This window comes from Stutzerimonas degradans (assembly GCF_024448505.1).
In the GTDB taxonomy this organism is placed as follows: Bacteria; Pseudomonadota; Gammaproteobacteria; order Pseudomonadales; family Pseudomonadaceae; genus Stutzerimonas; species Stutzerimonas degradans.
Window position 1 is genome coordinate 50,861 of record NZ_JAMOHV010000005.1, and the last position, 14,461, is coordinate 65,321.

Genomic DNA, 14,461 nt, shown 5'->3' on the forward strand with positions numbered 1-14,461 from the left:
GCTGACGCGGCAGCAGGCCAGGCGTATCGACAGCGCCGGGCGGTATGCATGCGTGGTCTCGCGATCTAGCCGAGGCCGGTTGAACCGCCTGCCGGCGTTTCCAGTCCCGTATTGCCGGTTACCGTCGCGGTCGCCGTGGCCGCCCGGGCATTGCTGCGCAGGCGCTGGCGATCGGATTCGCTCGGCTCCAGCGGCAGATAGCGGGATGTTCCTTCGGCCATACCGGCCTGTTCATCGATCTCGTTGAAGATGCGCTTGGCTTCGCAGTGCCCGGTTATGCCGCGCGTCAGCGCCATGCCGCCCATGGCCAGCTGCAACAGGCCACCCAGCCCGCCGCGGCGCAGGCCCTTGCCGAGCAGGTAAAGGCCGCCGGCGAGCGAGGCGGCGCGCTCCCAGCCGTGCACGTTTTGGCTGGATCGGTTCGAGGAGGTTGAGTTCATGGTGAAAGCTCCGAGGACGTTCTCAATGACTGACTCGAACCGATGCGCGCCGTTCGCGGTACTGGACCGACGGACTCACAAACGACGTTCGCCTAGAGCAACTGGCTGACCAGGCGGGTGCCATGCGCCAGGTTGTCGGCTACCGGGCAACGCCGTTCGATCAGTTCGAGCAGAGCCTGCTTTTCTGCCCGGCTCAGGTCGGCGTCGATGTCGACCTTCACGCGTAGCTCCTGGAAGCCCGGACGTACATCGGGATCGCGGCCGAGCAGTCCGGCCGGATCGTAGTCGGCCTCGAGTTCGAAACGCATGCCGCGCAGTTCGATCTTCTGCTGATGGGCGACGAAGCGGCCAATGGTGCCGAAGCAACCGGCGACGGCAGCGAGGATGGCTTCCAGTGGCGTCGGCCCGAGGTCCTGTCCGGCGGCATGCTTGGGCTGGTCCATCACCAGACGATGATGTCCGCATTCCACTTCGATGCTCATGCCAGCCTGCATCTGTCCGCGTGCACTGATTGTTTTCATGGCCATGCTTGGATTCCTTCGGAGCGAGGTTGCGAATGCTGGCAACACCATTGCCGCGCAGCGATTCGCTGATCCTAGCGAGGGCGAACGCTGGTGCGTTTGATATCGATCAAATACTGGTGGGGGTATTCGGTGCAGCTGTATTCTCGTTCGTGGTCGGCTTGCGAGGCCCGGTGAAGCCGCTCGCCAAGCCGAACGGTCGGCAGGCGTCATGGTCTACCAGGCTGGTTGCCTGGAGGACCTGAGTTGTTGATCGTACGTTTCTGCTTCATCACCTGCTGCCTATTCGGCCTGGCCTGCACCGCGCAGGCGCGTGACTATCGCTACAGCGATGCCCATCTGCACTACGTCGACTTCTTCCAGGAGAGCGATGGCATGCCCAAACTGCTCGCGGCGATGGACGCGGGAGGCATCGATCACGTGATGATCAGCGGCATTCCGGTGGCGAAGAAGTGGCACGAGAACGAACCGAAGCGTCCGCGCTATTACGCCGGTGACGACGCGCCGGTGTACTGGTACAGCGCGACCGACGTGCTGGTCGCTGCGGCGCTGGAGGAGCTGGATCCCGCGCAGCGCAAGCGTTTTCATCCATTCCTTTCGGGGTTCAATCCAAACGACAAGAATGCCGATGCGCATATCCGCCGCATGCTCGAGCTGCATCCGGGCATCTGGCAGGGCATCGGCGAAATATTCACCCGTCACGATGACGTCACCGCGCTGACCGAGGGCGACACGCCGCGCGCCAACAACGAGGCGCTGGCGCGGGTCTATCACCTTGCGGCCGAGTTTGATCTGCCGGTGCTGCTGCATTCCAACATCACCTCCAAGCGCGAGCGCAATCCGCTCTACCTGCAGGAGCTGGAAGAGCCGTTGCGCAACCATCCGCATACGCGCTTCATCTGGGCGCATGCCGGCACCAGCATGGAGCTGCATCGGCATCAGGAGAAACTGGAGTTTCTCCTGCCGACGGTGAAGCGGCTGCTCGACGACTATCCCAATCTCTACATCGATCTGTCCTGGACGATGCTCGAACCCTATCTGCTCGATGGCGACGGCAAGCCTGACGCGCAATGGGTGGCGCTGGTCGAACGGCACCCGACGCGCTTCGTGCTGGGCTCGGATGTGGTCGGGCACTTCGACAACCTGGGAGCGGGGATGGCGGCATTCGCGCCGTTTCTCGATGCGTTGAAGGAGAAGACCGCGCGCCGGGTGGCGCGGGACAATTTCCTCGCGCTGCTGCCGCGCACCGGCGCAGGCGACGAGGGCGTGTCACGTCGCTGAAATGATCGCGTCATATTCTCCAGCCTCTCCATACGAATCAGAGGCTGGATATGCGACTGAAATCTGTGATCTGCCTGAGTGCCGCTTTGCTGTTTGGCGGTAGCGCCGTGGCTGAGGTGCGCCTGGACGGCGATGTCGAATACGGTGTTTTCGAAAGCCCGCAGAGCGAGCTGGAGGCCGGGCAGCGCATCCTGCGCACCGGCAAGCAGCCGATCGAGCGCACCACCGTTGTGCCGGCGAAGCTGGGCACCAAGTTCGGCTTGCGCTACAGCCTGGCCGGCAAACGCGAAGGCGATACGCCGCTGACGCTGCTCTATTTCACGCCGGGCCTGGTTACCCCGGACGGCGAGCGCCACGACAAGCTGGAAGTAGTGCAGGCGCTGGTTCCGGGGGCGGCAGATGACGTGATGGCGTTCGAATTCACCGAACACCACGAGCTGGTGCGCGGCGAATGGCATTTCATGGTGTTCCAGGGTGATCGCAAGCTCGTGGAGCAGCGTTTCGACGTGCGTTGACCACTCGACCTTTGGTCGCAAAATGTTGGTTTCTTGACGTCAATTATTCAAGGTTCGTAACAGTCGCTCCGATAATGTGACCGAGTTGGCAGTCTGCCTGCCAGAAACATTCGTCATGGAGCGAGGACGTCCCATGTTTATCCGCAATATGAATATCTCCAGGCGCTCGGCCCTGGGGTTCGGCCTGATCGGGCTAATCGTGCTGCTGCTGGGCGTCTTCGCCCTGCGGCAGATGACCATGATTCGCGATGAGGCGGCGAAGGTCAGCAATCAGTGGCTGCCGAGCATCACCGCACTGGGTGAGCTCAATCAGCATACGCTGCGCATCCGCATCCACACGCTGCGTCTGTTGATCGACCGCTCGCGCCTCGAGGCCAACCGGGCGGTCGTCAGCAAATTCCGCAGCGAGCTGAAGCCGCTGGAAAATGCCTATGCGAAAACCATTTTCATGTCTGAGGAAAAGGCGCTCTTCGACGGCTACGTGAACGCGCGCCAGCGTTTCGATGGCGTACTCGATGAGGTGCAGAGACTGGAGAGCAGCGGGCAGCTGGAAGCTGCGGTAGAGGTGGTCGGCTCCCAGCTCAACGAGACAGCCTCGGCGATGAGCGAGGCGGTGCGCGAGTTGGTGAGGTTCAATGACACCCAGGCCCAGCTTTCTGCCAGAAATGCGCAAGACTATTTCACCCAGGCGCGTGCCTGGATGGTCGCGATGCTGGTGGTTGCGGGGCTGCTGACCTGGTTGCTGGCCTGGCTCTTCACCCGCAGCATCGTGCAACCGCTCGGGGAGGCGGTGAAGGTTGCGGAAGTCGTTGCCGGTGGCGATCTGTCCCAGCCAATCGAGATCGCCGGCAGCGACGAGCCGGCGCGGCTGCTGATAGCGCTGAAGGCGATGCAGGGCAGCCTGCGCGAGACGATCCAGCGGATTTCCGATTCGTCCAACCAGCTTGCCTCGGCGGCTGAGGAGCTGAATGTGGTGACCGAGGACTCCACCCGTGGCCTGCACCAGCAGAACACCGAGATCGAGCAGGCTGCCACCGCTGTCAACGAGATGACCACCGCGGTCGACGAGGTGGCGCGCAATGCCGTGGCTACGTCCGAAGCCTCGCGCGAATCCGACGAGACGGCGCAGCAGGGGCGCCAGCAGGTGATCCGAACCGTCGACTCCATCGGCCTGCTGGCGAACGACGTCACCCATACCGCCACGGTGGTCGAGCAACTGGCCGGGCGTGTGCGCGAGATCAGCAAGGTATTGGATGTGATCCGTGCAATTGCCGAGCAGACCAATCTGCTGGCGCTCAACGCCGCCATCGAGGCGGCGCGGGCAGGTGATGCAGGACGCGGATTCGCCGTGGTTGCCGACGAGGTGCGCGCGCTGGCGCACCGCACGCAGCAGTCGACCCAGGAAATCGAGCAGATGATCGGCGATGTTTCCCAGGGTACAGACCAGGCCGTACAGGCGATGCAGGCTAGCAATCAGCGCGCCCGCACTACGCTGGAAGTGGCACAGGCCGCCGGCGCCGCACTGGACGCCATCGCCCAGGCGATCGGTCAGATCAGCGAGCGCAACCTGGTAATCGCCAGCGCCTCGGAAGAGCAGGCGCAGGTGGCACGCGAGGTGGATCGCAATCTGGTCAATATTCGAGACCTGTCCCTGCAGACGTCCGCGGGCGCTAATCAGACCAGTGCCGCCAGTCAGGAACTGGCACGCCTGGCGGTCGATCTGAATGGGCTGGTGACGCGCTTCCGTGTCTGAAGATCCCGTGTCGTGAGCGGCGTTCGTGCCGTGCCGGCCGGGTGTTCCCACGAACACCCGGCCGGAGACTGCTACGCTTCACCGGGTCGGTACGCGATGGCAAGGCTGGGCTTGCACGCGCGAGCGGCGTAGTATCCGGCGCTTTCCGGGCGGCAAACGGCTCTCGGCCCGCAAGTCGCAGCGAGCGGGGTGGGCCGGTGCAGGCTGTCCGGCCCCGTCAATTTCGAGAGCAGTATCATGTCTGACCTGCCAACCCGTTTCTTCCGATTCATCAACCGTACCAGTCTGGTCGCTCAGATCGTCGTCGGTCTCGTGCTGGGCTGCCTGCTGGCCGTATTGTGGCCATCGGCGGCGCAGTCGGTGGGGCTGCTGGGCGACCTGTTCGTGGCCGCGCTGAAGGCGGTCGCGCCGGTGCTGGTGTTTGTCCTGGTCACCGCGTCGCTTGCGAGTCACCAGCACGGCCAGCCGACGCATATTCGTCCGATCATCATGCTCTACGCGATCGGTACGCTGGCGGCGGCCTTGGTCGGAGTGACCGCGAGCTTCCTGTTTCCCACCGAGCTGGTGCTGGTGCGCCAGGCCGCCGACGTGGTGCCGCCAGCCGGAGTGAGCGCCGTGCTGCGCACGCTGCTGTTCAATGTCGTGGACAATCCGGTGAATGCGCTGATCGAAGGCAACTACATCGGCATCCTGGCTTGGGCTATCGGTCTTGGCTTCGCCTTTCGCCATGCGGGTGAGAGTACCCGCCAACTGGTCAACGATCTGTCGAGTGCGGTCTCGCTGATCGTCAAGGTGGTGATCCGGACGGCTCCGCTGGGGGTGTTCGGGTTGGTTGCCAACACGCTGGCTGCTTCCGGTTTCGAGACGCTGCTGAGTTATATGCAGCTGTTGCTGGTGTTGGTTGGCGGCATGCTGTTCACCGCGCTGGTGGTCAATCCGCTGATCGTGTTCTGGCAGATTCGCCGCAACCCGTATCCGCTGGTGCTCACCTGCCTGCGCGAGAGTGGTATCACGGCCTTCTTCACGCGCAGCTCGGCGGCGAACATCCCGGTGAACCTGCAGCTCTGCCAGCGCCTTGGCCTGCACAAGGACACCTACTCGGTTTCGATTCCGCTGGGCGCGACGATCAACATGGGCGGCGCGGCGATCACCATCAGCGTGCTGACACTGGCTGCGGTGCATACGCTAGGTATCCCGGTCGACCTGCCAACGGCGGTGCTGCTGAGTCTGCTAGCCGCGGTCTGTGCCTGCGGTGCGTCGGGTGTGGCAGGAGGGTCGCTGCTGCTGATTCCGCTGGCGTGCGGTCTGTTCGGCATTTCCAACGACCTGGCGATGCAGGTAGTTGCAGTCGGATTCATCATCGGCGTGGTGCAGGATTCCGCCGAGACCGCGTTGAATTCCTCAACCGATGTGCTGTTCACCGCGGCATCCTGCATTGCCCACAACGACAGCATCGAAGTGGACGACCAGCCGCTGAGCTGATCGGCCATCGCGGCGTCGGCGGAGCGCTCCGTCGACGCGAGGTGATATAGCCGTACAAACGAAAACGCCCCGAAGATCGGGGCGTTTTCATGTGTTGCAGACGCTGGTCGAATCAGCCTTTCCAGCGCTTGAGCACCAGTGTGGCGTTGGTGCCGCCAAAGCCGAAGCTATTGCTCATCACGGTGTCGAGCTGCACGTTCTCGCGGGTTTCGCGCAGGATCGGCATGTCGGTGACTTCCGGGTCCAGCTCGTCGATGTTGGCCGAGCCGGCAATGAAGTTGCCTTCCATCATCAGCATCGAGTAGATCGCTTCGTGCACGCCTGCGGCGCCCAGCGAGTGGCCGGACAGGCTCTTGGTCGAGCTGATGGCCGGGATCTTGTCGCCGAACATGTTGCGCACGGCGCGGATCTCGGCAACATCGCCCACCGGAGTGGAGGTGCCGTGGGTGTTGAGGTAGTCGATCGGGCCGTCGACGGTGGACATCGCCTGCTGCATGCAGCGCAGCGCGCCTTCGCCGCTCGGTGCGACCATGTCGTAGCCGTCGGAGGTCGCGCCGTAGCCGACGATCTCGGCATAGATGCGTGCGCCGCGCTTGAGCGCGTGCTCCAGTTCCTCGACCACCACCATGCCGCCACCGCCGGCGATGACGAAGCCGTCACGCTTGGCGTCGTAGGCGCGGGAGGCCTTTTCCGGGGTCTCGTTGTACTGGCTGGACAGCGCACCCATGGCGTCGAACAGGCAGCTCTGGCTCCAATGCTCTTCTTCACCGCCGCCAGCGAAGACCACGTCCTGCTTGCCCATCTGGATCTGCTCCATCGCGTGGCCGATGCAGTGCGCGCTGGTGGCGCAGGCCGAGGCGATGGAGTAGTTGATGCCCTTGATGCGGAACGGTGTGGCCAGGCAGGCCGACACGGTGCTGCTCATGGTGCGCGGCACGCGGTATGGGCCGATGCGCTTGACGCCCTTGTCGCGCAGGATATCGATGGCTTCCATCTGGTTGATGGTCGACGCACCACCCGAACCGGCCACCAGGCCGATGCGCGGGTTGGAAATGTCATCGAGGCTGAAGCCTGCGTCCTTCACTGCCTGCTCCATGGCCAGGTAGGCATAGGCGGCAGCGTCGCCCATGAAGCGCAGGACCTTGCGGTCGATCAGCTCTTCGAGGTTCAGATTGACGGAGCCGGAAACCTGGCTGCGCAGGCCCATGTCTGCATAGGACTGATTGAAGCGGATGCCGGGGCGACCGGCGCGCAGGTTGCCGGAGACGGTCTCTTTGTCATTGCCCAGGCAGGAAACGATACCCAGGCCAGTGATCACGACGCGACGCATGCGGATGTCCTTCAGAAGCTGTCTGTAGAAGTGAACAGGCCGACGCGCAAACCTTCGGCACTGTAGATCTCGCGGCCATCGACGCTGACAGTACCGTCGGCGATGCCGAGGATCAGCGAGCGGTTGATGGTGCGCTTGATATGGATGTTATAGGTGACCTTCTTGGCGGTCGGCAGGACCTGGCCGAAGAATTTCACTTCGCCCGAGCCGAGAGCGCGGCCGCGACCGGGGTTACCCTGCCAGCCGAGGTAGAAGCCAACCAGCTGCCACATGGCGTCCAGGCCCAGGCAACCGGGCATGACCGGATCGCCTTCGAAGTGGCAGGCAAAGAACCAGAGATCAGGGTTGATATCCAGTTCGGCGACCAGCTCGCCCTTGCCATACTTGCCGCCGACTTCGCTGATGTGAACGATACGATCGACCATCAGCATGTTCGGTGCGGGCAGTTGCGCATTACCGGGACCGAAGAGCTCGCCGCGGCTGCAACGAAGCAGGTCTTCCCGAGTAAAGGCGTGTTGTTTGGTCATGCGTATTCCTCAATGGGCCCTTCTATGCAGGGCTTTTCGCTGCTCACTGACCGGCGCCGGCAAGCGGAGCCTGGTTATAAAGACTAGTCATAGACTGTCGCGTTGTGGCTAAAGTCACAGCGTGGACAGTCGGTCATCAGTTCTCCAGCCCGCCGCTGCAGCAAAGTGAGGACGGAGATGGCGGGCTACTTTAACACTCCTTGCCGCATCACGAGGATTTTGCAGCGGCTTCGTGTCATAGACCAACGTTCAGCGCAGGAATGCGGTGACCTCGCCAACGCGCCGCGAAGTACCGCCTGGCCCGGTTGGGCGGTGGCTGCGTGCGATGTGCAACGTATAATGTCCAGCTATTGCCATCGCGAATGGCTCATTACGGTAACCACATGACAGCTAAGCAACCCATCGCCGTGCTCGGCGGCGGCAGTTTCGGTACTGCGATCGCCAATCTGCTGGCGGAGAACGGGCACGATGTCCGGCTCTGGATGCGCGACCCCGAGCAGGCTGAGAGCATTCGCAGTCAGCGGCAGAACCCGCGCTATCTCAAGGGCGTGACCATCCTGCCGCAGGTGCAGCCGACCACCGATCTGGCGCAGACCCTGGATGCGTGCGAACTGATCTTCGTCGCACTGCCGTCCAGCGCGTTGCGCCAGGCGCTGCAGCCGTTTTCCGCGCAGTTGGCGGGCAAGCAGCTGGTCAGCACGACCAAAGGTATCGAGGCACACGGCTTCAAGCTGATGAGCCAGATCCTCGAAGAAATCGCACCCCAGGCACGCATCGGTGTGCTGTCCGGGCCGAATCTGGCGCGCGAAGTTGCCGAACATGCGCTCACCGCCACCGTGGTGGCCAGCGCCGATGAGGCACTATGTCGCAACGTGCAGGCAGTCCTGCATGGGCGCACGTTTCGCGTCTACGCCAGCGCCGACCGCTTCGGCGTCGAGCTGGGTGGGGCGCTGAAGAACGTCTACGCGATCATGGCGGGGATGGCGGCGGCGCTGGGCATGGGCGAGAACACCCGCAGCATGCTGATCACCCGCGCACTCGCCGAGATGACGCGCTTCGCGGTCAAGCTCGGCGCCAATCCGATGACTTTTCTCGGTCTGGCCGGGGTCGGCGACCTGATCGTCACCTGCACCTCGCCCAAGAGTCGCAACTTCCAGGTCGGCCATGCACTGGGAGAGGGGCTGAGTCTCGAGGAAGCGGTGTCGCGCCTGGGCGAAGTCGCCGAGGGCGTCAACACCATCAAGGTGCTCAAGACCAAGGCCGAGGAGATGCAGGTCTATATGCCGCTGGTCGCGGGGCTGCATGCGGTGCTTTTCGAGGGGCGTACGCTCGATCAGGTGATCGGCGCGCTGATGCGTGGCGAGCCGAAGACCGATATCGACTTCATTTCCACCGACGGCTTCTGAACAGGACAAGAGAAAACCATGAACCAATCCAATCACGGCGCCGAGCGTGAGTCGCTGATTCTGCGGATCGTCTGGATGCTGCTGTTCTTTCTCGTCTGGCAGCTGGCCGAGCTGGTGCTGCTGGTCGTCGTGCTGCTGCAGCTGGTCCTGCGTGTACTCAAGGGCCAGCCGGATCCGAGTCTGCAGAGGTTTGGCGACAGCCTGAGCCAGTACATCGCGCAAATCGGCCGTTTCGGCACCTTCAATACCGAGCAAAAACCCTGGCCATTGTCGGACTGGCCGGCACCGCGTGCCGCCGACCTGCCGAGCGCGCCGACGGCGCCGTCGACGCCCGCCACGCCACAAGAGCCAACGCCATGAAACTCTGGCTATTACGTCACGGCGAGGCCGAGCCGCGGGCGCGTACGGACGCCGAGCGCAATCTGACCGAGCAGGGGCGGCTCGATGTGCGGGCGATTGCCGTGCATCTGCGCAACCAGCCGTTGCAGACGATTCTGGTAAGCCCCTATCAGCGCGCCCAGCAGACGGCGGAAATCGTTCGTCAGGAGTTGGGTTTCAGCGGTGCGTTCGAGACCGTGCCCTGGGCGACGCCCGATTCGGACCTGCGCGAAGCCATGCTGTATCTGGACCGACGCACTGAACAGCATCTGCTGCTGGTGACGCATCAGCCTTTCGTCGGTACGCTCGGTGGCTGGCTGGTGCATGGCCAGCGTGATGAGTCGTTGCCGATGGCGACCTCCAGCCTCGCCGAACTGGAAGGCGAAGCGCTGGCCGCCGGCCTGATGCGCCTGGTCTCGCTGCGCCACGCACGCTGAGCGTCGGACCAAGCCTGCCGGCAGCCGGCAAACGTGCCATTCGATAACAACAACATGGAAATGGAGTGCGTGCCCTTGAGTATCTGGAAGCGTCAGCCCGATCTGGACAGCCTGCACAGCAACCGCAAGAACACCATCAGCGAACTGCTGGATATTCGCTTCGAGTCCTTCGACGACCAGTCCATCACCGCGAGCATGCCGGTCGATGCGCGTACCCATCAGCCGTACGGCCTGCTGCACGGCGGGGCGTCGGTGGTGTTGGCCGAGACCCTCGGGTCGATGGCCAGCTATCACTGCATCGACACCAGCCGCTTCTATTGCGTCGGGCTCGAAGTCAACGCCAACCACCTGCGCGCGCTGCGCAGCGGGCGAGTCACCGGCGTGTGCCGCCCGGTGCATCTGGGGCGCTCGACGCATGTCTGGGACATTCGTCTGCATGGCGAAGATGGCAAGCCCAGTTGCATCTCGCGGCTGACGGTGGCGATAGTGCCGCTCGCCGAATAACGCAGGCGACCCGCCCCGGTCCGTTGTTTGGCATGAATGCCGCTCACGCGGGCGCGTCGGCGCGATTGTCCGGCAGGGGTGGCCGCCTACAATGGCCTGACCTTTATCGTCGGCCGTGTCCATGTCGCAACGCATCTTCTTCGCCCATGCCAACGGCTTCCCGTCGGCCACCTACCGCAAGTTGTTCGCCGCGCTGGCGCCGGAATACCGTGTGGTGCACATGGACCGGCACGGCCACGATCCGCGCTTTCCAGTGGACGACAACTGGCACAACCTGCTGCAGGAACTGTTCGAGCAGCTGGAGCGGCTGGGCGAGCCGGTCTGGGGCGTTGGTCATTCCTTCGGCGGCATGCTGCATTACCGTGCGGCGCTGCTGCGCCCGGAGCTGTATCACGGCGTGGTGATGCTCGATTCGCCGCTGCCGACCTGGTTCGACCAGACGCTGATCTGGGCCGCCAAGCGGCTTGGCTTCATCGATCAGCTGACGCCGGCCGGGCGCACGCTGGGCCGTCGCGAGCAGTTCGGCAGCGCTGAGGAAGCGCATGCCTACTTCGCCGGCAAGACGTTGTTTAGCAGCTTCGACCCCGACTGCCTGGCCGCCTATATCGAGCATGGCCTTGAACCCGCCGGGCAGGGGATGCGCCTGCGTTTCGACCCGCAGACCGAAATCGACATCTACCGCAGCGTGCCGCATGTCACGCCCGGCTGGCCGCCGGCGTTGAAGCTTCCGCTGGCGATGGTGCGCGGCCGCGACAGCCGCGTGGTGCTGCCGCATCACGCCTATCTGCTGCGCCTAATGGCGCGCGGCGAGGCGCATCGCCTGCCCGGCGGACATATGTTCCCACTGGAGCGTCCGACGGAAACCGCCGATCTGCTGCGTCGTCTGCTGGCTCGCTGGAACCCGGCTGTCGCGAACCGGGGTGCCGCATGAGTGTGGCATTCGAGGAGGTCCGGCTGAGCTTGCCGCATATCGAAGTGGCTGCGCACCTGTACGGACCGCAGGACGGCCGCCCGGTGATCGCGCTGCACGGCTGGCTGGACAACGCGGCGAGCTTCAGCCGGCTGGCGCCGCGCCTGCCGGGGCTGCGTATCGTCGCGCTGGATCTGCCGGGACACGGCCATTCGGCGCATCGTCCGCTGGGCGCGGGCTACAACATCTGGGACTACGTGCTCGATGTGTTGCAGGTGGCCGAACAGTTCGGCTGGCAGCGTTTTTCCCTGCTCGGTCACTCGATGGGCGCGATCGTCGCGGTGCTGCTGGCTGGCGCGCTGCCGCAGCGGGTCGAGCGGCTGGCGCTGATCGACGGGGTGATTCCCTATACCGGTGAGGCGGACGAGGCACCGCAGCGGCTGGGTGCCGCGCTCGATGCGCTGCTGGCGATCGACGACAAGCGCAAGCCGGTCTATGCGACCTTCGAGCGGGCCGTCGCCGCGCGCATGAAAGGTGTCGGTGCGGTCAGCCGCGAGGCCGCCGAGCGTCTGGCCGAACGCGGCCTGATGCCGGTGCCGGGTGGCTACACCTGGCGTACCGACGCGCGGCTCATGCTGCCGTCGCCGCTGCGGCTGACCCGCGCGCACGCGCTGGCGTTCGTCGCGCAGGTCACCTGCCCAACCACCCTTGTACTGGCCGAGCAGGGGCTGATGACCGAACCGCAACTGCGTGAACTGACCGCGCAACTGCCGTTCGACAAGCACTACCTGCCCGGTGGGCATCATCTGCATCTGGACGACGATGCCGGCGCCGCTGCGGTCGCCGCGTGCTTCGAACCCTTCTTTCGTTAGCGCGCCGTCACGCAAGATGCTGTGGCAATCGCCTGCTTGACTTGCTTTTGGCAACTGGCGAGGCTGACCGCCAGTCGGCATCTGGCCGCCTCCATCGGCGGCGGCCAGATGCCGGATGAAACTCGTGCAAGCAAGGGTGATGCGTTGAAAAGAGCGATGCGATGGACAGGCCTGCTGGGATTGTTGCTGACGGGCACGCCGTTGCTGGCGGCGGACGTCGCCGGTAGCGCCGATCTCGCGGTTCTGGCGCGCTACCCGCAGGCAGAGATCGTCGATTACCGGCAGGCGTCGGTGAGCGAGCGGATCTATCCGCAGGACTCGCTCCGCCGTATCAGCGGCAAGTTGCGCATGGCCAGCCAGGTCAGCGCAGCCGGTCAGTTGACCGTCGTTACCTATCAGCTTCCCGACACCCACAGTGGCATCGAAGCCTTCACCCAGTCCCGGCGCGCCGTGCTCGATGATGGAGCAGAGCTGTTGTTCTGGTGCGAAGGCCGTGAGTGCGGCTCCAGCAGCCTGTGGGCCAACGCGGTGTTTGGCAAGGCCAAGCTCTACGGGCCGGAGGGTCAGCAGGCCTACTTGCTGGCGCGCCTGCCACAGGCCGGTGACAGCCTGCTCGCGCTCTATGGCGTCACGCGCGGCAATGGCCGCTCCTATCTTCATGCCGAGCAGCTGGAGCCGAGCGCGCCGCTCGGTGAACTGTTGCCGAACGCGGCGACCCTGCTGCGCCAGTTGCGCGACAGTGGCGAGCTGCGCCTGCCACGCCTGCCGGATGAACCGTCGGCCGAGTGGAGCGCGCTGCTTGCCGAACTCATGCGGCTGGACAGCACCCTTCGCGTCAGCCTGGCCGGGCGTGCCGGCGGCGCCTGGCGCGAAGCCCTGATCGCTGAGCGGATCGGCGCCCGGCGGCTCGAGCTAGACGATTCGGCCGAGGCCGGGCTGCTCATCAGGCTATTGCGCTAAGACGCTTCGTCGGGCTGCAATAGCCGTCCTTTCCAGAGAGTAACCGCGCATGCTCAACAACGACCGCCTGCTGGTGCAGATCCTGCTTCTGGTCCTGCTCGGTGCCTGCCTCTGGGTACTGGCGCCATTCGCTTCGGCGCTGTTCTGGGCGGCAGTGCTGGCGTTTGCCAGCTGGCCGCTGATGCGCCTGCTGACCCGTCAGCTGAACGGCAACGCAAGCCTGGCGGCGGGGCTGCTGACCTTTTGCTGGATGGTGCTGGTGGCCGTGCCGCTGGTCTGGCTTGGCTTCAACATCGCCGATCAGATTCGCGAGGCCAACGCGCTGCTGCACAACCTGCAGGTCGACGGCCTGCCAGCGCCGCCGACCTGGCTCGGCGAACTGCCACTGATCGGCGACAACCTGGTCACGCTGTGGAGCACGGTCCATGAGCAGGGCACGGCGCTGCTGGCCAGCGCCCGCCCGTACATCGGCCAGGTCGGCAACTGGCTGCTGGTGCGCAGCGCGCGCATCGGTGGCGGCATGCTCGAGCTGGCACTGAGCCTGGTACTGGTGTTCTTCTTCTATCGCGACGGGCCGCGCCTGGCGGCGTTCGTCCATAGCCTGCTGGACCGGCTGATCGGCCGCGAGCGTGCCGATCACTACCTGGAGCTGGTGGCCGGCACGGTGCAGCGCGTGGTCAACGGTGTCATCGGTACCGCAGCGGCGCAGGCCGTACTGGCCTATGTGGGCTTCAGCATCGCCGGGGTGCCGGCGGCGCTGGTGCTCGGCCTGCTCACCTTCGCGTTCAGTTTCCTGATGGTGCCGCCGCTGGTCTGGGGGCCGGCGGTCGCCTGGCTGGTATGGCAGGGCGACTACGGCATGGCGGTGTTTCTCGGTATCTGGGGCATGTTCATCATCAGCGGGGTGGACAACATCCTCAAACCCTACCTGATCAGCCGCGGCGGCAACCTGCCGCTGGTGGTGGTGCTGCTCGGCGTGTTCGGCGGGGTACTGGCCTTCGGCTTCATGGGGCTGTTCCTCGGGCCGACGCTGCTGGCGGTAGCCTTCAGCCTGCTGGGCGACTGGCTGATCAAGGAAGTCCCGCAAACCACCGAGAAGGACAGCACCGGCGAGCCGATTGACAAGCCGCAGTGCTAAGGGCCAG

General features: G+C 64.5%; 16 protein-coding genes. 12 read left to right on the forward strand and 4 right to left on the reverse strand.

Annotation, left to right across the window (positions count from 1 at the left end):
* Positions 1-65: 65 nt before the first annotated feature.
* Both NAV27_RS08915 and NAV27_RS08920 read right to left on the reverse strand, forming a co-directional pair.
* Positions 66-440: a YgaP-like transmembrane domain gene (locus NAV27_RS08915; protein WP_102829312.1), complete on the reverse strand. Its 375-nt coding sequence runs from the start codon at positions 438-440 to the stop codon at positions 66-68.
* Between the two features lie 92 nt (positions 441-532).
* Positions 533-967, reverse strand: a complete 435-nt coding sequence (locus NAV27_RS08920; RefSeq protein ID WP_102829311.1) for an OsmC family protein — start codon at positions 965-967, stop codon at positions 533-535.
* Positions 968-1,207: 240 nt separating this feature from the next.
* Here NAV27_RS08920 and NAV27_RS08925 point away from each other — a divergent pair, with 240 nt between their 5' ends.
* The 4 genes from NAV27_RS08925 (at position 1,208) to sstT (ending at position 5,992) form a co-directional block, all read left to right on the forward strand.
* Positions 1,208-2,242: an amidohydrolase family protein gene (locus tag NAV27_RS08925; protein WP_102829309.1), complete on the forward strand. Its 1,035-nt coding sequence runs from the start codon at positions 1,208-1,210 to the stop codon at positions 2,240-2,242.
* A 50-nt stretch (positions 2,243-2,292) separates the two neighbouring features.
* Entirely contained in the window at positions 2,293-2,757 is a 465-nt protein-coding gene (locus NAV27_RS08930) for a DUF3859 domain-containing protein (protein ID WP_102829308.1), read from the forward strand.
* A gap of 133 nt (positions 2,758-2,890) precedes the next feature.
* Positions 2,891-4,510, forward strand: a complete 1,620-nt coding sequence (locus NAV27_RS08935) for a methyl-accepting chemotaxis protein (protein ID WP_102829307.1) — start codon at positions 2,891-2,893, stop codon at positions 4,508-4,510.
* A gap of 237 nt (positions 4,511-4,747) precedes the next feature.
* Positions 4,748-5,992 (forward strand): serine/threonine transporter SstT, encoded by a 1,245-nt coding sequence (gene sstT, locus NAV27_RS08940; protein WP_102829306.1) that lies wholly within the window; start codon positions 4,748-4,750, stop codon positions 5,990-5,992.
* Positions 5,993-6,104: 112 nt separating this feature from the next.
* Here sstT and fabB read toward each other — a convergent pair whose 3' ends face one another.
* Positions 6,105-7,322 (reverse strand): beta-ketoacyl-ACP synthase I, encoded by a 1,218-nt coding sequence (gene fabB, locus NAV27_RS08945; RefSeq protein ID WP_102829305.1) that lies wholly within the window; start codon positions 7,320-7,322, stop codon positions 6,105-6,107.
* Between the two features lie 11 nt (positions 7,323-7,333).
* Positions 7,334-7,849 carry a 3-hydroxyacyl-[acyl-carrier-protein] dehydratase FabA gene (gene fabA, locus NAV27_RS08950; RefSeq protein ID WP_003285418.1) on the reverse strand — a complete coding sequence of 172 codons (516 nt, stop codon included), beginning with the start codon at positions 7,847-7,849 and terminating at the stop codon, positions 7,334-7,336.
* Positions 7,850-8,232: 383 nt separating this feature from the next.
* Here fabA and NAV27_RS08955 point away from each other — a divergent pair, with 383 nt between their 5' ends.
* The 8 genes from NAV27_RS08955 (at position 8,233) to NAV27_RS08990 (ending at position 14,454) form a co-directional block, all read left to right on the forward strand.
* Positions 8,233-9,255: an NAD(P)H-dependent glycerol-3-phosphate dehydrogenase gene (locus NAV27_RS08955; protein WP_008570240.1), complete on the forward strand. Its 1,023-nt coding sequence runs from the start codon at positions 8,233-8,235 to the stop codon at positions 9,253-9,255.
* An 18-nt stretch (positions 9,256-9,273) separates the two neighbouring features.
* Positions 9,274-9,615, forward strand: coding sequence for a DUF4389 domain-containing protein (locus NAV27_RS08960; RefSeq protein WP_102829304.1), 342 nt, complete (start codon positions 9,274-9,276; stop codon positions 9,613-9,615).
* Entirely contained in the window at positions 9,612-10,070 is a 459-nt protein-coding gene (gene sixA / locus NAV27_RS08965) for a phosphohistidine phosphatase SixA (RefSeq protein ID WP_102829303.1), read from the forward strand. Before NAV27_RS08960 ends, sixA begins: the two co-directional genes overlap by 4 nt.
* 75 nt (positions 10,071-10,145) lie before the next feature.
* A complete protein-coding gene (locus NAV27_RS08970; protein WP_008570237.1) occupies positions 10,146-10,574 on the forward strand; it encodes a hotdog fold thioesterase in 429 nt (142 codons plus the stop codon).
* 121 nt (positions 10,575-10,695) lie between these two features.
* Positions 10,696-11,505 carry an alpha/beta fold hydrolase gene (locus NAV27_RS08975; RefSeq protein ID WP_102829302.1) on the forward strand — a complete coding sequence of 270 codons (810 nt, stop codon included), beginning with the start codon at positions 10,696-10,698 and terminating at the stop codon, positions 11,503-11,505.
* On the forward strand, positions 11,502-12,356 hold the full coding sequence (locus NAV27_RS08980; RefSeq protein WP_102829301.1) for an alpha/beta hydrolase: 855 nt from the start codon (positions 11,502-11,504) through the stop codon (positions 12,354-12,356). The genes NAV27_RS08975 and NAV27_RS08980 overlap by 4 nt, the downstream gene beginning before the upstream one ends.
* Positions 12,357-12,512: 156 nt before the next feature.
* Positions 12,513-13,316: a DUF4892 domain-containing protein gene (locus NAV27_RS08985; protein WP_102829300.1), complete on the forward strand. Its 804-nt coding sequence runs from the start codon at positions 12,513-12,515 to the stop codon at positions 13,314-13,316.
* 49 nt (positions 13,317-13,365) lie between these two features.
* A complete protein-coding gene (locus NAV27_RS08990) occupies positions 13,366-14,454 on the forward strand; it encodes an AI-2E family transporter (protein ID WP_102829299.1) in 1,089 nt (362 codons plus the stop codon).
* Positions 14,455-14,461: the final 7 nt, after the last annotated feature.